The sequence below is a fragment of the Pseudonocardia abyssalis genome (genome assembly GCF_019263705.2).
In the GTDB taxonomy this organism is placed as follows: Bacteria; Actinomycetota; Actinomycetes; order Mycobacteriales; family Pseudonocardiaceae; genus Pseudonocardia; species Pseudonocardia abyssalis.
In genome coordinates this window covers 2,199,846-2,218,771 of sequence record NZ_JADQDK010000001.1, presented here as the reverse complement: position 1 = coordinate 2,218,771, position 18,926 = coordinate 2,199,846, and the positions used below count along the sequence as shown (strand labels likewise).

Sequence of the window (18,926 nt, the reverse complement as noted above, 5' to 3'; positions counted from 1 at the left end):
TCACCGCACGGCGGTCGTCGACGCGCGGGCGGGGGACCGGCCCGCGCCGATCTCGTGGGTGCGCTCCTCGCGCAGCGTGCGCAGGAGCACCGCGGCCCAGGTCCGGAACGGGCGCCAGTTCTCCGCGACCTCCGCCAGGGGTTGTCCGTAGCGGTGGCGGACCTCGTCGTCGAGGCGGCGCTCGTGCAGCGGGAGCGCGTCGGGGTGGTTGGCACCGCGGAGGACGACCAGCTCGGCGGCGAACGGGCCCAGGCCCTTGACCTCCTGCACGCGGGCGACGGCCGCGACCGGGTCGAGCTCCCGGAGTGCGGCCCCGTCGAGGCGGCCGTCGAGGGCGGCGTCGGCGACCGCGTGCAGGTACTCGGGTTTGCGGCCGGGCAGGTCGAGGTCGAGGGAGCGCAGGCGGTCGGGGGAGGGGAACGCGCCGTCGTCGCCGTGGCGGGCGATGAGGTCGTCGCGCAGCCGGGCGGCCCGGACGATCCGGACGCGCTGGGAGAGCACCGCCCACACGGCGCACTCGTAGGGGGAGTGGAACCCGCACGGGCGCATGCCGGGCAGCCGCCGCCGGGCGTCGGCGATGACGGGGTCGCGCCCGGCGACGTCGGCCCAGCCGCGACCGTCGACGTCGAGGGAGAGGAACCGGGCGACCTGGACCGCGGCGGCGTCGAGGTCCCCGTCGCCCCGCAGGTGCAGGTGGGCCGTCGTGCCGTCCTGGGTGACGTCGACCTCGGCGCGGGACCAGTCGTGGTCGACGCGGAACACGGTGTGCAGGCGCCGGGCGTCCGCCGTGCCGGTGAGGGCGGCGGGGGTGAAGCCCTCCCAGAACCGCTTGCTCGTCGCGAGGGACCACGGCCCGGCGACCTCGACCTGTGCGTGCAGCATCTGCGTCCTCCGAACGATGTCAGGATACTGACATGCTGATGATGTGTCAGGATGCTGACATGTGTCAAGGGGAGACGGTCGGTCCTCTGGAGGAGGCCGTGGGGTACGTGCTGAAGCAGGTGGCGTCCGCGCTGCGGTCCGGGATGGACGCCGCGCTGCGTCCGCTCGACCTCACCGTGCCCCAGTACGCGTGCCTGGAACTGCTCGGTCAGCGGCCGGGCCTGTCCAACGCGGAGCTGGCCCGGGGTGCGTTCGTCACGCGCCAGTCGATGAACGGGGTGCTGCGCGGATTGCAGGACCGCGGCCTGGTCACCCGCGCCGACACCGCCGACCACGGCCGCGCCCGGCCCGCCGAGCTGACCGACACCGGCCGCACCCGGCTCACCGCGGCCTCCGTCGCGGTGCACGCGGTGGAGGAGGACCTGCTCCGCCCGCTCCCGCCCGAGCGGAGGCGGCGCCTGCTCGACGACCTCACCGCCTGCCTCCCCTCGCCCCCGGGGTCGTGATCCACCCACGCGAACCCGCGCCTGGTCGAGACGGCGGCGGCCAGCGCAGGTGCCGGGCGAAGAACCTGGCGGCGTCCTCCCCGGCGGACTGCGGGACACCGGCGTGTCCGCCCGTGTTGGCGAGCAGCGTCTTCTCCCGTGACCCGAAGGCGTCGAACAGGTCCAGGGCCGCCTGCCGGTCGTTCCCCTCGTCGTCCCACTGCAGCAGGACGTGCAGCGGGACGGTGACCCGTCGGGCCTCCTCGAACATGCTCCGCGGCACGAAGCTCCCGGCGAAGAGTCCGGCGGCCCCGATGCGCGGCTCGACCACCGCGAGCCGGATGCCGATCGAGATGACGCCCCCCGAGTACCCGACCGGGCCGCCGATGTCCGGCAGCGCGAGCAGGGCGTCCAGCGCGGCCTGCGCCTCCGGGACCGCCCGGTCGACGAGCGGGAGGACGAGGGCGTCGACGATCTCGTCGCCGACCGGGCTGCCGGCCTCCACCGCCCGGCGCAGATCGGCGCGGGCCTGCTCGGCGGCGGGCCAACGGGGCCGCTCACCGCTCCCGGGGAGCTCGAGGGTGGCCGTGGCGAACCCCTCCGCCGCGCACTGCCGGGCCCGGGCCACCAGTCGGGGGTACATCGTGCGGAGTCCGAGCGGGGGGTGGCCGAGCAGGATCAGCGGGGCCGGTGCGGATGCGGGCGTCCACAGGATGCCGGGGATCCCGCCGAGGGTGAATCCGCGTTCGAGGACGCGGTCGTCGAGGTGCTGTTCGGAGGTGAAGCGCATGGTCGTGCCTCTCGGGAGCGTTCGTGGACGGCGCTCCCGGACGACCTACCGCCCGACCGTGACCCCGGAGGGGAGCACCCATGTCGACACTGCGTTCACGGGTACCACCTCCTCGATCTCTCGCACGGTCACCGGACCGTAGCCCTGGCCGCTGTGGTCCGGCAACGGGTTATCGCGCGGGCCGGCAGGGCTCGGCGCAATGGCGGACATCCGTCGGGACAAATGCGGGAATGACGCCGATCACATCGAACTTCGCCCCCGGTGGATTCGGCTCGTAGCAGGTCAACGGCCCGACCGGGTCCACGTCCTGTCCGGTCCGCTGAGTCGAGGTAGGGTCCCCGGCAGTGATCGATCGTCAGTCCGAGCGAATAAGAGGAGGAATTCATCATGGCACCGTCCGAGCCAGTCGCCCGCAATCCGGACAAGGGCTATGTCGCTATTCTGGGATGGAGCCTGAATGCCGTCGAGGCTCTCGACCGGTTCGACCGCCGCTACGTCGTGGTGGCCCCGGACTGGGCCGAGGAGTACTGCACCGAACACGACATCCCCTACATCCCGTGGAACTTCGAGCGGCTCAACGACCGCTCCATGGAGATCGCCGAGACGCTGCAGGACGCCGGCGTCGACGTCGCGATCCCGCTCTACGAGGAGACCGTCGAATGGGCCGGGGCGATCAACTCGGTGCTGATGGGTAACCCGCGCCTGTTCGGTCAGGCGATGTTGCTCCGCGACAAGGCGCTGATGAAGCGTCGCGCGCAGTTGGGCGGCATCCGCGTCGGGATCTTCGAGGAGGCCCACGACAAGGGTGACGTCATCCGCTTCCTCAAGCGGGTCAACCAGACGCTGCTCAAGCTCGACGGGGACCCGAACGACCCGATCCACCTCAAGGCCTTCGACAAGGCGGGGTGCCTCGGGCACCGCGTCATTCGCACCCCGGACGAGGTCGACACCATTCCGGAGGAGGAGTTCCCGGTCCTCATGGAATCGCACCTCGACGGCTGGGAGTTCGCTGTCGAGGCGTGGATCTACAACGGGAAGATCCGGTTCCTGAACATCTCCGAGTACGTCACCCTCGGCTACTCGGTGTTCGTCCCGGCCACGCCGGAACTGGAGAAGTACCGCGAGCGGATCACGCGGGAGATCGAGAAGCTGATCAAGGCCTTCGAGATCGACTTCGGGTTCATCCACCCCGAGTACTTCGTCACCAGTGACGGGGAGATGTACTTCGGCGAGGTCGCCTACCGGCCGCCGGGCTTCAAGGTGTTCGAGCTGCTCGAGCGCGCGTACGGCTTCAACGCCTACCAGGCGCTGGTGCTGGCCTTCGACCCGAAGACCACCGAGGAGGAGATCGAGGCGTTCTTCCCGAAGGAGGTCGTCGACGCCCGCGGCTACGCCGGCTGCTTCGGGGTGTATCCGCGGCGCCGCGTCGTCAACGAGCTGGCCATGCCGGCGGAGACGGAGGGGCACGAGTACTTCGAGTCCCACGAGCTGACGGCGCCGCTGGAGGAGACGGTCACCAAGCGCACCGCGTTCGGCACCCACTGGGGTCTGGTCTACTTCTTCGGCGACGATCCGTACCAGATGCGCGATCTGCTGGCGAGGCAGGAAGAACTTGACTTCTACGTCTAGCACCGACGCGGTGCTGGCCAAGCGACTCGCGTCGCTCGACGACGCCGTGCGGGCGATGTCGGAGACGCGGGACTTCGGCAAGCACCTCAAGCTGCGGCAGGTGCTCGACTCCCTGCGGCGGGTCCTGCTGGCGCCGGGCGGGTGCGCGGAGGCCCGCTCCCGCGCCGCCGCGCTGGAGGAGGCCGGGCTGTTCCGGGGCACCGACTGGGACTCCCCGGAGATCCTCATCCCCGCGCTTGTCGGGGGGTCGCTGCACAGCACCGAGGCCGACACCGTCCTCATGGAGGCGGCGAGCGAGCTGCGCATGCTCGCCGTCGCCACCGGCGACTACGTGCACCCGAGCATCTCCGCCGAGGAGGCGCACCAGTTCCTCTCGCAGGTGCTGGCCATGAACATCGAGCTGCTGTTCACCCCGCCCAGCGAAGCGGAGCGCACGACGCAGGGCCGCACCGCGCAGCTGATCCGCGACCTGTTCCGGTACCTCGGCGAGACCGTCGGTTACGAGAGCATCCTCGACCACCTCGTCGAGGAGATCTGGCGGATCCTGCGCCAGCGGCCGATCCAGGTCGACCAGGTGCGCGACATGATCACGCAGATCGCGGTGTACCGCAGCGACCCGGACGTCGACCTGGGGTCGACCGGGCAGGGCCTCGACCGCCTGATCACGAGCCTGTTCGGCACGACCGACGCGTGCCGGGAGGACCCCGGCACCGAGGTCTACCGCTCGCGCCTGGAGGCGATGGACGCCGCTGGCCTGCAGTACGAGGCCACCGGGTTCGCGCGCGCCATGCACGACACCGGGCTGGTGTCGCCGTACCACGCGGAGCTGCTGCGGTTCCTGCTCGAGGAGGGCGACTACCTGCTCGCGGAGGCGCTCGGCCTGTCCGGCACCGGCCGTGACTGCATGCTGCGCTTCCACAAGCTGGTGCACCGCCTGATCGACGTCGCGGTACACCCGCAGACGGCCCAGTGCATCTACGGGCTCGCGCTGCTGCTCGACCGTGGGATCCTCTACCAGCCCGCCGTCGAGCCCGCGCTGTGGCGCCAGCTCGCCCTCACGCTGTCGCCCTACGCGCAGGAGCGGCTCACCGTCGCCCACGGGTCGGAGCCCACACCCCGCGCGCGCCTGGTGGCGGGGGTCCTGTCGATGCTCGGGCTGCCGCTCGGCGTCGGCCAAGGCGACAACCCGACGTGCCAGTCGGCCCGCGCGCTGTCGATGTGGGCCTACAACGACCCCGACTACCTGCTGCAGGTGCTGGTCTGGGCCGCCCGCGACGACGAGGTCATCCTGCATTTCGAGGGGCAACCGATCTCCTCGCGCGAGAGCGAGGGCGGGGTGGCCACGACGCTGCCCACCGACCTCGACCCGGTGTCGCTGCTCGTCGTGCCGCATCTCGACCGCATCTACGCCGAGATGGGGCGGCGCTGCATCGACCGGCCCGGCGACCCCCACCGCTGGGTCAATCCCGAGTTCCACGGCTGGTGGGCCGGGCGCGGGTTCCGGATCAACGTCGACGTCGAGACGGGCAAGCTGATCGACCTCGACGAGTTCCTGCGGCACTTCTACGCCAGCTACCACCCCGACTACAACGGCTACCAGCCGCTGATCCACCCGCAGCCGGCCGGCGTCGCCGTCACCGACAGCGCGGCGCGCTACATCGGCTGGCACGCGATCACGATCCTGCGCGTGAACTTCGACCCGCAGGACGAGATGCGGGTCTACTTCTACAACCCCAACAACGACAGCGGCCAGGACTGGGGCGACGGGGTCGTGGTCGGCACCGCGGGCAACGGCGAGCGCTTCGGCGAGGGGTCGCTGCCGTTCGAGCAGTTCGCGTCGCGGCTCTACATCTACCACTACGACCCGTTCGAGCGGGGCGACCCGGAGCGGGTCCCGGCGGGCGACCTGGACCGCGTCGTCGGCTACATCGAGCGCAGCTGGGGCGCCGACCGCCTGCCCGCGGGGGAGCTGCAGGCGGCACCCGAACGGGGGTGAGAGGTGTGACCGGTGGGGGAGCGGGTACGTCCCGGTCATGAGCAGCGAAACAACGTCGGCCTCGCGCCACGCCGCCGTCGACCCAGGCGACCTGTCCACCGGCGAGCTGGTCACCCGCCTGTCGAGCCAGGTGACCGAGCTGGTGCGCGGGGAGCTGGAACTGGCCCGGACCGAGCTGGCCGAGAAGGGCAAGCGTGCGGGCCTCGGGGCCGGCCTGGCCGGGGCGGGCGGGGTCGTGGCGCTCTACGGCGTCGGTGCGCTGGTCGCGGCCGCGATCGCCGGCCTCTCCCTCGTCCTCGACGTGTGGCTGGCCGCGCTGATCGTCGCGGTCGTCGTCCTCGTCGTGGCGGGCGTGCTCGCGCTGGTCGGGCGCTCGCAGATCCGCAAGGCGGTGCCGCCGGTGCCGGAGCGGACCGTCGAGTCCGTCGGGCACGACGTCGACACCGTGAAGGCGGCGGTGCGGCGATGACCGGCGCGCACCGGGCCGACGACGGCGACGCCGAGACCCGCACCGTGGCCGATCTCGTGGCCGACGGCCCGGGCCCGGTCGACCCCGACCGCCCCGTCGTCGACGCACGCACCCCCGAGGACAAGCGGGCCGCGATCGAGGAGCTGCGCGCCGACCTCGGCGACACCGTCTCCGAGCTCGCGCACCGCGTCGACGTCCCCGCCCGGGTCAAGGCCCGCGGCGAGGAGGTCACGGCGCAGGCCAAGGCCGGGCTGGGGCGGGCGCAGTCCGTCCTCGACGACAACGCGCCGCAGGTCGGGCAGGTCGTCCGAGAACGTCCCGGATCCGTCGCCGCCGCGGCCCTCGCCGCCGTCCTCGCCGTGCTGGTGGTGACCCGCCTGCGCCAACGGAACGCCGGATGAGGGTGTCGAGAGTGCGGCGGACGGTGGCCGCAGGCGCGGCCGCGGCCGCTCTGCTGCTGACCGGAGCCGGTGCGTGCGACAGCGGCCCGGGCGTGCCGCCCAACGGTGAGCAGGGCGACGGCGTCGGCAACGGCGGCGACCAGGGCGACGAGGAGGCCCCGGGCGAGGGTGGCGCGGGCGACGAGGTCGGTGGCGGCGGGGGCTGAGCCCCCCGGTCCCGGGGGACCGCGGCGACGACCCGGTCCGGGCGCAGCAGCACCGCGGTCGTCCGACCGGCACCGAGCCACCTTCGGAGCGCGGGGCCGTCGGTGACGACCGTGCGGGCTCCGAGCGCGGCGGCCCTCGCCCGCAGGCCGGCATCGACCGGGGCCGTGAGCGACTTCGTCGTGGCGCGCGGGCGATCGGCGGTCCTGCTGTGCCTGGAGCTCACCTCGCTGCACGTCCGGCCGCCGACCGGGGACCAGGCCGCCTTCCCCGCCGACTCCCGCCGCAGGGTCGACGCACTCGGGGTGGCCGACCTGACCACGGCCTCGGTCCGCGGGCTGCACCTCGGCGGGGCTCCGGTGCCCGGGGAGTCGACCGGCAACGACCTCGCCGCCGACGAGATCGTCGGGTGGCTGGGGAAGCGGCACGACCTGGCCCCGCACCGCCGGACTACGCTCGGAGCGTGATCGTCTGGCACAACCCGCGCTGTTCGAAGAGCCGTGGCGTCCTGCAGGTGCTGGCCGAGGCCGGGGTGACGCCCGAGGTGGTGCGCTACCTCGACACCCCGCCGTCGCGGGCGGAGATCGAGGACGTGCTGCGCCTGCTCGGCACCGACGACCCGGCGTCGGTCGTCCGCACCGGCGAGCCCGCGTACCGCGAGCTGGGGCTGGCCGGAGCCGACCGCGACACCCTGCTCGACGCGCTCGCCGCACACCCGTCCCTGATCGAGCGGCCCATCGTGATCGACGGGGACCGGGCGGTGCTGGCCCGGCCGCCGGAGCGCGTGCGGGAGCTCCTCGACCGCCACCGCTGAACCCCGGTCAGGACCGGTGGGGAGCCAGGCGCGTCGCGATCCGGTGGTGGGACTCGCGGCGGCGGGGCGAGGCGTCGGGGCCCGGTGGATCGCCCAGCGCCACGGCGGCGTCGGTGATGCCGTAGGTGACCCGGTGCACGAGCAGGTCGACGGCGGTCTCCAGCCACGGACCGGCCTCGGCGGGCGGACCGGGCCCGAGCACCGCGTCGAACCACACCGGCGGCATCTCCGCGCGGTCGATCATCCCGGCCAGGCGGGTCCGCAGCGACGTGCGCAGGGCGTCGTGGGAGGAGCGGCCGTCGTCGATCGCCTCGGCCCGCTGCCCGCGGCGCTCGTCGTCGGCGGCCAGCACCGCCGCGGCGCGGTCGGCCGCCTCGGTGACGTGCTCGGAGGTCTGGCGGTAGTCGTCGAGGTCGAGCCGGGCGGCGGCGAACTCGCGAGCGGCGGTCGAGCGGGTCGGTGAGCCGGGCTCGCTCCGGGCGACGGCCAGGCTGGCGTCGACGGTGGCGCGGACGGCGCGGCCGTGGCCCACCCGCCAGCGGCGCAGCTCCGCGACGTCGGCCTGGAGGATCCGGCGCCGGGCCTCGGGCAGGAGATCGGCCTCCAGGTTCGCGCCGCGCTCGGCCCGGGCGGCGAGCGCGACGAGGTCGGGGCCGGCGTCGAGGTCGGCCGTGCGGGCCCCCGTGGACGCCCGGACGTGGCGGTCGAGCCAGCGCAGCCTGCGCTCGAGCCGGGCGGTGGTCTCGTCGAGACGCCGGGTGAGGTCGCGCTCCACCGCGTCGACCGCCTCGCCTGCCTCGTCGACACGACGTTCGAGCTGCTCGGCGTGGTCGGTGTAGCGGCTCAGGTCGTCGCGCAGCTCCTCGACGGGCCGCGCGTCGGCCTTGGCGTCGACGTCGCGCCGGAGCTGGGTGAGCCGGTTCTCCAGGCGCGCGATCAGGTGGTGCAGGTCGGCGTGCTGGTGATCGTCGGCGTCCACGGGGCTCAGGCCTCCTCGTCGGCCGGTGGGCGGCGCACGGTGCGCACGAACCCGGCGACCGCGACGGCGGCCACGACCAGCGCCACCGTGCGGGCCCACCACGGCGCCCACTCCGGCGCGACGCAGGCCAGCGCCACCCCGGCGACCAGCACGACGAGCGAGCCGGTGCGGCGCATGCGGTGACCGGCGGGCGGGCCGAACCGGTGCGCGACCGCGATCACTGCGGCGGCCACGATCCCGGCGACGAGGACGACGACGCCCCCCGCGCTCCACCACCCGGCGATCAGCCCGACGACGAGCAGCACCGCGGACCCCGCCCCGAGCGCCAGCGCGGCGCGGAGCACCTGCCGGGAGCTGGCGGCGTACGCGAGGGCCTCCTCGGCCCGCGCGGCCCGATCCTCCATCTCCAGCACCTCGTCGGTGGCCCGGACGATCTCGTCGACCTGGTCGTCGGTGAGGTCGGCGTCGCGCAGGTCCTGGTGGGCGCGGAGCAGCTCGAACCGCCGGCGCCGCGCGGCCTCGACGAGGCGCGCCGGCGACTCGGCGGCGAGGTCGGCCTCGGGGTCGGGCGGCACCCCGCCATCATGGCCGAGCGGGCCGAGAAGAATCCGGCGACGCGCGCGGGGTCAGCCGCCGAGGACCTCGCGCAGCGTCCGCGCGAACGCCTCGGGCTGCCCCGGGTGGCCGAACTCGTCGCCGGCGAAGCCGCCGTGGTGGCTGGGGAACACGGTCGCCTCCTGGCCGAGCAGCGCGGCCGTGGCCACCGCGGTGCGGCCGGTGAGGAGGTTCAGCGACTCCTCGCCGACGGCCAGCACGACCCGCGTCGGGGCTGCGAGCAGCGCCTCGACGCGGGGGCGGTAGGTGGTGAAGGCCAGCGACCGGTCCGAAAGCAGCGGGTCGTCGCGGTTGCCGTCGTCCTCGGTCGGCATCCCGAACGCGGCCGGGTCCGGCGCGGGCTGCGCGAAGTACTCGTCGGTGAACTCGCCCTCCCACGAGGTGCCGGCGATGAACCCGGCCATGCCGGCACCGAAGCCCTTGGCCTGGTACGCCTCGCGCCACCCGGCCTGGGCGCGCTCGGCGGCCGCGGCGTCGGGAAGCGTCGGGAGCACCGGGGGCTCGTGCGCCACCAGGACGGTCACGTCGTCGGGGTAGGCCGCGACGAGCTCCAGCGCGGTGACCGCGCCGCCGCTGCTGGCGAACATCTCGACCGGGCCCGCGCCGAGCGTCTCGATCAGGGCGTGGACGTCGGCGGCCTGGGTCTCGGGGAGGTTGTCGACGCGGCCGTCCCTGCGCACGCTGCGGCCGATGCCGCGCGGGTCGTAGGTGACGCAGGTGCGGTCGGGGAACTGCGCCGACAGCGAGCGGAAGCCGGTGGCGTCCATCGGCTGGCCGATCATGAGCAGGAGCGGCCGCCCGTCGGCGGTGGGGAGGGGCCCGAGGACGTCGTAGGCCAGGTCGGCGTCGGGAAGCGCGAGCGTGTGAGTGGTCATGCCCGTCAGACGACGCCTGCGCGGCAAACTCATCGCTCCGCGCAATCGTCGTCACATATGAACAATCGTTCAGATGTTGTTAGGGTCTCGTCAATCATCCGACGACGTGTGGAGGCAGCGTGCCGACCCGATCCCTGCCCGCCCTGTTCGCGCTGCCCGCCCTGCTCGCGCTGCCCGCCCTGCTCGCGCTGGTCGCGCTGCTGCTGGCCGGCTGCGCGACCACCGGCACCGGACCGGCGCCCGCCGACGCGCCCCCCACGCTGACGATCGCGACGGGTTTCGCGATCGACGACCTCGACCCGATCGAGAACGCGTTCTGGGGCCCCGAGTTCGGCTACATCGAGCTGCTCATGCACCCCGAGCGCGACGGCGCCCCGACGCCGTGGGTGCTGTCCGGCCTCGACAACCCGGACCCGCTGACCTGGGTGCTCGACCTGAACGGCGGCGTCACCTTCCAGAACGGCGCCCCGCTCGACGGCGCCGCGCTGGCCGCGCTGCTGACGTTCCAGCTCGCCGAGAACCCCGACTTCGGGGCCGGGCTGCCCGGCGCGACGGCCGCCGCCACGGGGCCGCTGCAGGCCACCCTGACCACCACGCGGCCCATCCCGAACGTGCCCGCGCTGCTCGCCGACGAGGCGATGGTGCCGGTCTACGACGTGGCGGCCTACCAGGCCCACCGCGCGTCGGGGGCGCCCGTGACCGACCTGGTGACCGCGGGCCTCTACACCGGGCCCTACGTCGTCGACGCGCTCGACGCCGAGTCGATGCAGCTCTCCCCGCGCCCCGGCTACTGGGACGGCGTCCCCGCGCTCGAGGACCTCACCGTGCGGTTCGTGCCGGAGGTCTCCGCGCGGATCCAGGCGGTGCAGGCCGGGGAGGCCGACATCGCGCTCTACCCGCCGACCGCGTCGGCGCAGACCCTGGACGGGCGCACCGACTCGTTCTACGTCACCGGGCAGCCCAGCGGGCCGTCGTTCATGTTCCAGCTCAACCAGCGGGTGGACCCGTTCGGCGACCCCCTCGTCCGGCGCGCGGTCTACTCCGCCGTCGGCTACGACCAGCTCGCGAACGAGGTGATGAACGGCCGCTACGCCCCGTCGACCGGCCTCTACATCGACTCGCGGCCGTGGGCCGTGCCGACCCAGCGCACCGACGTCGCCGCAGCCGCCGCCCTGCTCGACGAGGCGGGCTGGGCTCCCGGGGCGGACGGCACCCGCACCCGCGACGGCGTCCCGCTGCGCTTCACCGTCCTGACCTACCCGCAGCAGCCCGACTCCGACGTGCTGGCCCTCGCGCTGCAGTCCCAGCTCGGCGCGGTGGGGATCGGGGTGGAGATCCAGCAGGTCCCCGACATCAACGACGTGCAGGAGGGCGATCCGGTCGGCTGGCAGGCGGCGGTGACGAGCAACGGCTTCATCTCCTTCGGCGGTGACTACCTCACGCCCGTGCAGCGCTACCTGCGCACCGGCGGTCCGCGCAACGTCACCGGTGTCGCCGACCCCGAACTCGACGCGCTGGTCGACGAGCTCTCGACCACCCTCGACACGACCGCCCGCGACGACCTGCTGCGCCGCGTCCAGCAGCGCGTGGCCGACCAGGGACACCTCGCCTACCTCGGCATCCGGCTGCCCGCCGTGATCACCGGGCCCGCCTGGCGCGGCTACGAGGTGCCGATCTCCAATCTCTGGGTGGACGCCCGCACCGCGCCGGCCGCCTGAGGTGCGCGCGGTACTGACCCGGCTGGTCCAGGCTCTGGTCACGCTCGCCGGGGCGGGCGCGCTGGTCTTCGGGATGCTCGCCGTCACCCCGGGCGACCCGGCCCGGCGGGTGCTGGAGGCGCGCGGCGTGACCGAGCCGAGCCCGCCCGCGATCGCCGCGGTCCGCGCGGAGCTGCGCCTGGACGACCCGCTACCGCTGCGGTTCCTCCGGTGGGCGGCCGACGCGGCGACCGGGGACCTGGGGATCTCCTGGAGCACCGGGCAGCCGGTCGCCGCGGAGTTCGCCGAGCGGCTGCCCGCGACGCTGCGGCTCACCGGGGCGGCGCTCGCCCTCGCCGTCGCGCTGGCCCTGGTGCTCGGCGCGGTCGCCGCGGCGGCGCCGGGGCGGTGGCCCGACGTCGTCTCCCGGGTGGTGGCGCTCGGGATGCTCGTCGTGCCGAGCTTCGTGCTGGGCGTGCTCGTCCTCGACGTGCTGGTCGTCGGCGCCGGGCTCGGCCGCGTCATCGCCGACGGCACCTGGGCCACGGTGTTCCTCCCCGCGCTGACGCTCGCGCTCGCGTCGGGGGCGACCTGGTCGCGGGTGTTGCGCACCGGCCTGCTGGAGGCCCGCTCGGCGTCCTACCTGCGTGTGAGCACCGCCCGCGGTGCGACGCCGTGGCAGCGGCTGCGCGTCCACGAGCTCCCCAACGCCGCGGCCCCGTTCCTCACCGTCGTCGGGCTGGGCACCGCGGCGCTGATCGGCGGGGCGCCGATCGTCGAGAGCGTGTTCACCTGGCCCGGTGTCGGGCGGTACACCGTCGAGGCGATCGACGCGCGGGACATGCCGGTCGTCGTCGGGTTCACGCTCGTCGCGGTCGTCGTCTACGTGGTGACGAGCCTGGTCGTGGACCTGGTGTGCACGCTGATCGACCCACGGCTGCGGCAGGACGTCCGGTGACCGCGCTCGGGATCCTCACCCGCCCGGGACTCGCCCCCGAGGTCCGCGGCGGGGTGTGGCGCGACCTGCTGCGCCGCCCGGCGGCCCGGGTGGGGCTGGCGCTGGCCGCGGCCCTCGCCCTGGTCGCGCTGGTCGGCCCGTTGCTCGCCGCCGACCCGGACCTGCCCGACTACACCGACCAGCTCGCCGCCCCGAGTGCCGCGCACCGGCTGGGCACCGACCAGTCCGGCCGCGACCTGCTCGCGCGCAGCGTCGCCGGCGCGCAGACCTCGCTGGGGGCGGCGCTGCTGGTCATGAGCATCGCCGCGGCGGTCGGGCTCGTCGTCGGCACCGTCGCGGGGTCGGTCGGCGGCCGGGTCGACGCCGTGCTGACCCGCCTCACCGATGTCCTGCTCGGGCTGCCGTCGCTGGTGCTGACCCTGGCCGTCGTCGGGGTGCTCGGGCCCGGCTTCTGGAACCTGGTCCTCGCGATGTCGGCCACGAGCTGGGCGGGGCTCGCGCGCCTGGCCCGCAGCGTCGCACGCGGCAGCGACCGGCGCCCCGACGTGGTCGCGGCCCGGATGGCGGGTGTCGGGCGGGTGCGGGTCGCCCTGGGGCACGTCCTGCCTGCGGCGGCGTCGCAGGTCACGGTGGCGGCCACGCTGGGGCTGGGGGAGACGGTGCTCGCGCTCGGCGGGCTGTCGTTCCTCGGGCTCGGCGCGCAGCCCCCGACCGCGGAGTGGGGCAACATGCTCGCCACCGGCCGCGCGACGTTCGCGTTCGCGCCGTGGCAGCTGATCGGGCCCGGCGTCGGGCTCGTCCTCACCGTCACCGCGGCCGCCCTGATCAGCGACGCGCTGCGCGACGTCACGGACCCGGGGCGGCCCGCGTGAACGCCCCGCTGCAGATCACCGGGCTCACCGTCCGGTACCCGGGCGGCCGGGTCGCGCTCGACGGCGTCGACCTCACCGTGGGGGCGGGCGAGCGCTGGGCCGTCGTCGGGCGGTCGGGCAGCGGCAAGACCACCCTGGTCCGTGCGGTCCTCGGGCTGCTCCCGCCCGGTACACACGTGTCGGGCAGCGTGCGGGTGGGCGGCCGGGAGGTGCTGGGTGCGCCGGACGCGGAGCTGCGGGCGCTGCGCGGGCTCGTCGTCGGCTACGTCCCGCAGGACCCGTTCGCGGCGTGCGACCCGCTGCGGACCGTCGGGCACCACGTCGCGCAGGCCTGGGCCGCGCACCGCTGCCGCCCGCCCGACGGCGCGGTGCCCGCCGCGCTCCAGCGCGTCGGCATCCCCGACGCCGAGCGGCGCCACGGCCAGCACCCGCACCAGTGGTCGGGCGGGATGCTGCAGCGCGCCACCCTGGTGGCGGCCACCGCGCACACCCCGCTGCTGACGCTCGCCGACGAGCCCACCAGCGCGCTGGACGCGGAGCTCGCCGACGACGTGCTCGACCTCGTCCGCCGCACCTGCGGGGCACTGCTGCTGATCAGCCACGATCTCGCGCTCGTCGCCCGCCACGCCGGGTCGGTGCTGGTGCTCGGCGAGGGCCGGGTGGTCGAGCACGGCACCTCCGCGACGCTGCTGCGGGCGCCCGCGGCCCCGGAGACCCGTCTGCTGGTCGCGGCGTCGGCCCCGGAACCGCGGGCCGGACCCGCCGTGCCCGGCCCGGTCGTCGCGGGCGTGCGCGGGATCGTGCGCCGCTACGGGCCGGTCACCGCCGTCGACGGGGTCGATCTCGACGTCGCGGCGGGCGAGGTGGTCGGCGTGATCGGCCGTTCGGGGTCGGGCAAATCGACGCTCGCGCGGCTCGTCGGCGGGATGGAGCGCCCCGACGCGGGGACGGTGCACCTGCACGGGAACCGGCCCGGGTTCGTGATGCCGGTCTTCCAGGACCCCGTGGCGAGCCTGGACCGGCGCTGGCCGCTGTGGCGCACGCTGGCCGAACCGCGCCGTGCGCGCGGCGAGCGCCACTCCCGACGCCGGCTGCGCGATCTCGCGGCGGAGGCGCTGGACCGGGTCGGACTGGCCGGGGTCGACGTCGACCGGGTCCCGGGGACCCTCTCGACGGGCCAGGCGCAGCGGGTCGCGATCGCCCGCGCGCTCCTGGCCCGGCCCGCGCTGCTGATCGCCGACGAGCCGACCGCCAGCCTCGACGTCGCCGCCGCGACCGCGATCGCCGCCCTGCTCCGCACGATCGCCGACGACGGCGCGGCGCTGCTGGTCGTCAGCCACGAGGAGGCGCGGTTGCGCAGCTACGCCGACCGCGTGATCAGGATGCGGGCCGGTCGGCTCGCCGAGGGGGAGGTCCAGGACCGTGCCGTCCACTGAGTTCGCACGATCGACCGAGTTGTTGCTCGTCGCCCGCCCGACGCCCGCGGGCGTCGACGCGCGTTCGCTCGCGGCACTCGCCGCCGCCGTCGCGGAACGCAGCGCACTCCCGGTCCGGGTCGGGCACCTCGACCAGGCCGAGCCGTCGATCCATTCCGCGCTCGACGACGCCGTCGCCGCCGGGGCGGAGCGGGTGCGGATCGTGGCGCTCGCGGTGCCCGAGGACCGGTACCTCACCGCGTGGATCGGGCGGGCCGTCGCGCACTGGCGCGAGGACCGGGTCCCCGACGTGAACGTGACCCTCGCCACCGGGCTGGCCCGCCACGACGATCTCGCCGGGTTGGTCGCACGGCTCGGCGACGACGCGGGCGACCCGGTCCGGGCGAGCCCGGCCGGGTTCCGCAGCCCGGCGTGGTCGACGCTCCCGCGGGTCGGGCGGCACCTGCTGGTCTGCCGCGGCCCCCGCTGCACCGCCTACGACGCCGGGACGACGCACCGCGCGCTGACCGCGGCCACCTGCGACGACCCCGGCACGCTGGTCACCCCGATCGGCTGTCTCGGACCGTGCAACCTCGGCCCGCTGGTGATCGACAACCCGGCGGGGACCTGGCACACCGGGGTCGACGCGGCGGGGGTGTCCGCTCTGCTGTCGGGCCCGCGACAGCGCTCCTGAGGGGCCCGGGCCGCCCACGACACGAGCAGGCGCTTCCGTCAAGACTTGTAGTTAGGCAATCCTTCCATGAGGGTTGCCTATAGTCCTACGTTCGGGGGGCTCGTCGTCGAGAAGGGGCAGTCATGCCGCAGGTGAGATCGGCCGATGCAGGTCGCGGCTCCGTCCACGACCTGGTCGGTATCGGGTTCGGTCCGTCGAACCTGGCGTTGGCCATCGCGGCGGAGGAGTACGGCGGGCGGCTCGCCGCGCGGTTCGTCGAGAGGCAGACGGAGTTCGGCTGGCACCGCGGGATGCTGATCGAGGACGCGACGATGCAGGTGTCGTTCCTCAAGGACCTCGCGACGCTGCGCAACCCGACCAGCCGCTTCGGGTTCCTGTCCTACCTGCACGACCGGGACAGGCTCGTCGACTTCATCAACTACGGCACGTCGTTCCCCACGCGCCTGGAGTTCCACGACTACCTGGAGTGGGCCGCGGCGGGTTTCGCCGACCGCGTCGACTACGGCACGACGATCGTGGGGGTCGAGGCCGTCCCGGACGACCCGGAGGTGCTCGACGTCCGCACCGAGGACGGCGGGCGGCTGCGCACGCGCAACGTGGTGCTGGCGACGGGGCTGGTGCCGCACCTGCCCGAGGGCGTCTCCGGGGGGCGCCGGGTGTGGCACAGCCGCGACCTGGTCGCGGCCACGGCCGCGGCGACGGAGGTCCGTCGGGTGATCGTGGTCGGGGCCGGCCAGAGTGCCGCGGAGGCGGCGGACCACCTGCACCGCACGTTCCCCGACGCCGAGGTGTGCGCGGTGTTCGCCCGGTACGGCTACAGCCCCGCGGACGACAGCTCGTTCGCGAACCGGGTGTTCGACCCGGGTGCGGTGGACGACTTCTTCCAGGCCCCTTCGGAGGTGAAGGACCTGATCCTGGCCTATCACGGGAACACGAACTACTCGGTGGTGGACCTGGACCTCATCCAGGCGCTCTACCGGCGGCACTACCACGAGAAGGTCAGCGGGCGGGAGCGGTTGCGGTTCCTGAACGTCAGCCGGGTGGCCGACGTGGTCGAGACCGACGACCGCGTCGAACTGGCGGTGGAGTCGCTGGTGGACCGCAGCCGGGAGGTGATCTCGGCGGACCTGGTGGTGTACGCGACGGGGTACCGGCCGTCGGACCCGGTGGCCCTGCTCGGGGGGCTGGCGCCGCGGTGCCGCCGGGACCGGTTGGGACGTCTGGACATCGGGCGCGACTACCGGGTGGCGACCGACGGGGACCTGCGGGCGGGGATCTACGTGCAGGGGGCCACCGAGCACACCCACGGGTTGTCCTCGACCCTGCTGTCGAACGTCGCGGTGCGGACGGGGGAGATCGCCGCGTCGATCGTGGCCCGCAAGACCGCCCACCGGCCCGCCGACCTGGCGCGTTCCGCCACCGGCTCCTGAGGGCCACCGCCGTCAGATCCCGGCACGGTGGGTCCACCGGCCGCCCAGCAGCGTTCCGGCGACGGGCATCGACCGGAGCGCGGCCGGGGCGGCGGTGCGGGGGTCGAGGTCGGTGACGACGAGATCGGCCCGCCGCCCGACCGCCACCGGCCCGTCCGGCCCGGCCGACGCCGCCAGCGCGACGTCGACCGGGACGTGCTGCTCGGGATGCCACGGCGGGCGGGCGTCCCCGGAGTGGTGCACCGCGGCGGCGAGGGTGATCCACGGGTCGAGCGGGACGACCGGCGTGTCGGAGCCCAGCGCGAGCACCGCACCCGAGTTGCGGTTCCTCGGGGCGGGCCCGTCCTCCCCGTGCCCACGACGGCGCAGGACGGCAGCTGCGACGTGGCGCCGCGCGGTGCCCCGCCCGGGGTGCGCGTGCTCGACGACCAGACGGTCGCGATCGCCGACCGCACGGGACACCGGCGCCTCGACGGCATGCGCGACATCCCGAGCGGTCCGCAGGTGGGGACGCTGTTCCTGGTGCCGGGTCGGCGACACGCTGCGCGTCGACCCGGCTGCCACGACCCGGCCGCAGCGCGGCGACGTGCCCGGGGCCGGGCAGCTGGTGCGCGGCCGGCACGGCACACCGATCCCGGTCCGGCTGATCGACGCCGCTGCGCCAGGAGGCTCGGTTCCACCGGTACCGACACTGCCTAGGCTGCGGGTCATGGACGTGCCCGGTTGGTTCGCCGACGCGCTCGCCGCTCCCGTCGAGCACGTCCGGGTCCCCGCCGGGGAGGTCGCCGTGCCGGTGCGGGCCTGGGGCGATCCGGGCGCGCCCGGTGTCGTGCTCGTTCACGGGGCCGCCGCGCACGCCGGCTGGTGGGACCACGTCGGGCCGCCGCTGGCCCGGGCGGCCGGGTGCCGCGTCGTCGCGCTCGACCTGTCCGGCCACGGCGACGCTGACACCCGCACCGACTACTCGGTCGACCGGTGGGCCGAGGGGGTCCGTGCGGTCGCCGCGAGCCCCGTCGCGGGGCGGGCACCGGTCGTCGTCGGGCACAGCCTCGGCGGGATGGTCGGGCTCGCGGCCGCCGTCGTGTCCGGGGCGATGGCGGGACTGGTGATCGTCGACGCCGTCGTCCGGCCGCCGGACCCGCGGATCGAGCGGGTGCGCGAACGTCGGGCCCGCGCGGTCGCGCGCACGTTCGACTCGCCCGAGGAGGCCGTGGCGCGGTTCCGGCCGTTCCCCGACCAGGAGTGCCTGGGGTACGTCCGCGACCGTGTCGCCCGGGCCGCGGTGCGCCCCGACGGCGACCGGTGGACCTGGAAGCGCGACCTCCGGGCGTTCGACCGCCCGAGCCTCTACCTCGAGGACCTGCGGCCGCTCGCCTGCCCGCTCGCGGTGCTCCGCGCCGCGCACGGGCGGCTCACCGACGACGACCTCGCCGCGATGCTCCCGCGGCTCGCCCGGCCCGACGCCGCGGTCGCGGTGGTCGACTCCGGGCACCACCCGATGCTCGACCGCCCGCAGGCGCTGGTGGGGGCCCTGACGGCGCTGCTGGACGGCCTGCGGGCCGCAGCCGGATGACCGGTCGCTCGTCGCACGGCCTCTGGTTCGTCGCACGGCCTCTGGTTCGTCGCACGGGCTGCACCGTGTGCGAGTGACCGGGACGTCTGCGGGGACCGGGGCGCCCGTGCGTCCCGCCCGGGGGGTCCTGTCCGGCACGGTGCCGACC

20 protein-coding genes and 1 pseudogene are annotated in these 18,926 nt (G+C 74.7%); 15 read left to right on the top strand and 6 right to left on the bottom strand.

Going from position 1 to position 18,926, the window contains the following annotated elements; all coding sequences use genetic code 11:
- A complete protein-coding gene (locus I4I81_RS10605; RefSeq protein WP_218603621.1) occupies positions 1-882 on the bottom strand; it encodes a DNA-3-methyladenine glycosylase family protein in 882 nt (293 codons plus the stop codon).
- A 59-nt stretch (positions 883-941) separates the two neighbouring features.
- Here I4I81_RS10605 and I4I81_RS10600 point away from each other — a divergent pair, with 59 nt between their 5' ends.
- Positions 942-1,388, top strand: a complete 447-nt coding sequence (locus tag I4I81_RS10600; protein WP_218603620.1) for a MarR family winged helix-turn-helix transcriptional regulator — start codon at positions 942-944, stop codon at positions 1,386-1,388.
- On the opposite strand, the gene I4I81_RS10595 is transcribed toward I4I81_RS10600, so the two are convergent.
- On the bottom strand, positions 1,354-2,157 hold the full coding sequence (locus tag I4I81_RS10595; protein ID WP_225924535.1) for an alpha/beta fold hydrolase: 804 nt from the start codon (positions 2,155-2,157) through the stop codon (positions 1,354-1,356). The genes I4I81_RS10600 and I4I81_RS10595 overlap by 35 nt on opposite strands.
- 387 nt (positions 2,158-2,544) lie before the next feature.
- On the opposite strand from I4I81_RS10595, the gene I4I81_RS10590 reads away from it, so the two are divergent.
- The 7 genes and pseudogenes from I4I81_RS10590 (at position 2,545) to arsC (ending at position 7,670) form a co-directional block, all read left to right on the top strand.
- Positions 2,545-3,786: an ATP-grasp domain-containing protein gene (locus I4I81_RS10590; RefSeq protein ID WP_218603619.1), complete on the top strand. Its 1,242-nt coding sequence runs from the start codon at positions 2,545-2,547 to the stop codon at positions 3,784-3,786.
- Between the two features lie 10 nt (positions 3,787-3,796).
- On the top strand, positions 3,797-5,782 hold the full coding sequence (locus I4I81_RS10585) for a hypothetical protein (protein WP_226363872.1): 1,986 nt from the start codon (positions 3,797-3,799) through the stop codon (positions 5,780-5,782).
- 37 nt (positions 5,783-5,819) lie between these two features.
- Positions 5,820-6,251 (top strand): phage holin family protein, encoded by a 432-nt coding sequence (locus tag I4I81_RS10580; protein WP_218603617.1) that lies wholly within the window; start codon positions 5,820-5,822, stop codon positions 6,249-6,251.
- A complete protein-coding gene (locus tag I4I81_RS10575) occupies positions 6,248-6,652 on the top strand; it encodes a DUF3618 domain-containing protein (RefSeq protein ID WP_218603616.1) in 405 nt (134 codons plus the stop codon). Before I4I81_RS10580 ends, I4I81_RS10575 begins: the two co-directional genes overlap by 4 nt.
- Entirely contained in the window at positions 6,649-6,858 is a 210-nt protein-coding gene (locus tag I4I81_RS10570; RefSeq protein WP_218603615.1) for a hypothetical protein, read from the top strand. Before I4I81_RS10575 ends, I4I81_RS10570 begins: the two co-directional genes overlap by 4 nt.
- A 159-nt stretch (positions 6,859-7,017) precedes the next feature.
- Positions 7,018-7,323 (top strand): annotated as a pseudogene (locus I4I81_RS10565) (hypothetical protein); the annotation flags it as partial.
- Positions 7,320-7,670: an arsenate reductase (glutaredoxin) gene (gene arsC / locus I4I81_RS10560; RefSeq protein WP_218603614.1), complete on the top strand. Its 351-nt coding sequence runs from the start codon at positions 7,320-7,322 to the stop codon at positions 7,668-7,670. The pseudogene I4I81_RS10565 and the gene arsC, both read left to right, overlap by 4 nt.
- A gap of 7 nt (positions 7,671-7,677) precedes the next feature.
- Here arsC and I4I81_RS10555 read toward each other — a convergent pair whose 3' ends face one another.
- Genes I4I81_RS10555 through I4I81_RS10545 form a run of 3 tightly spaced genes read right to left on the bottom strand, consistent with a single transcriptional unit; the run spans position 7,678 to position 10,139 of the window.
- Complete coding sequence (locus I4I81_RS10555; RefSeq protein ID WP_218603613.1) at positions 7,678-8,649, bottom strand: coiled-coil domain-containing protein; 972 nt, start codon at positions 8,647-8,649, stop codon at positions 7,678-7,680.
- A 5-nt stretch (positions 8,650-8,654) separates the two neighbouring features.
- Positions 8,655-9,224, bottom strand: coding sequence for a hypothetical protein (locus I4I81_RS10550; protein ID WP_218603612.1), 570 nt, complete (start codon positions 9,222-9,224; stop codon positions 8,655-8,657).
- Positions 9,225-9,275: 51 nt separating this feature from the next.
- Entirely contained in the window at positions 9,276-10,139 is an 864-nt protein-coding gene (locus I4I81_RS10545) for an alpha/beta fold hydrolase (RefSeq protein WP_218603611.1), read from the bottom strand.
- Between the two features lie 119 nt (positions 10,140-10,258).
- Here I4I81_RS10545 and I4I81_RS10540 point away from each other — a divergent pair, with 119 nt between their 5' ends.
- From I4I81_RS10540 to I4I81_RS10515, 6 genes are all read left to right on the top strand, one after another.
- Positions 10,259-11,857, top strand: a complete 1,599-nt coding sequence (locus I4I81_RS10540; RefSeq protein ID WP_218616010.1) for an ABC transporter substrate-binding protein — start codon at positions 10,259-10,261, stop codon at positions 11,855-11,857.
- A gap of 1 nt (position 11,858) precedes the next feature.
- Entirely contained in the window at positions 11,859-12,794 is a 936-nt protein-coding gene (locus tag I4I81_RS10535; protein WP_218604573.1) for an ABC transporter permease, read from the top strand.
- Positions 12,791-13,666, top strand: coding sequence for an ABC transporter permease (locus I4I81_RS10530; protein WP_226363871.1), 876 nt, complete (start codon positions 12,791-12,793; stop codon positions 13,664-13,666). Before I4I81_RS10535 ends, I4I81_RS10530 begins: the two co-directional genes overlap by 4 nt.
- Positions 13,663-15,102, top strand: coding sequence for an ABC transporter ATP-binding protein (locus tag I4I81_RS10525; RefSeq protein ID WP_218604572.1), 1,440 nt, complete (start codon positions 13,663-13,665; stop codon positions 15,100-15,102). The genes I4I81_RS10530 and I4I81_RS10525 overlap by 4 nt, the downstream gene beginning before the upstream one ends.
- A complete protein-coding gene (locus I4I81_RS10520; protein WP_218604571.1) occupies positions 15,089-15,775 on the top strand; it encodes a (2Fe-2S) ferredoxin domain-containing protein in 687 nt (228 codons plus the stop codon). The genes I4I81_RS10525 and I4I81_RS10520 overlap by 14 nt, the downstream gene beginning before the upstream one ends.
- A 122-nt stretch (positions 15,776-15,897) precedes the next feature.
- A complete protein-coding gene (locus I4I81_RS10515) occupies positions 15,898-17,205 on the top strand; it encodes a lysine N(6)-hydroxylase/L-ornithine N(5)-oxygenase family protein (RefSeq protein ID WP_218604570.1) in 1,308 nt (435 codons plus the stop codon).
- A gap of 12 nt (positions 17,206-17,217) precedes the next feature.
- Here the strand turns inward: I4I81_RS10515 and I4I81_RS10510 are convergent, their stop codons facing one another.
- A complete protein-coding gene (locus I4I81_RS10510; protein ID WP_218604569.1) occupies positions 17,218-17,667 on the bottom strand; it encodes a hypothetical protein in 450 nt (149 codons plus the stop codon).
- 247 nt (positions 17,668-17,914) lie between these two features.
- On the opposite strand from I4I81_RS10510, the gene I4I81_RS10505 reads away from it, so the two are divergent.
- On the top strand, positions 17,915-18,778 hold the full coding sequence (locus I4I81_RS10505) for an alpha/beta fold hydrolase (RefSeq protein ID WP_218604568.1): 864 nt from the start codon (positions 17,915-17,917) through the stop codon (positions 18,776-18,778).
- Positions 18,779-18,926: the final 148 nt, after the last annotated feature.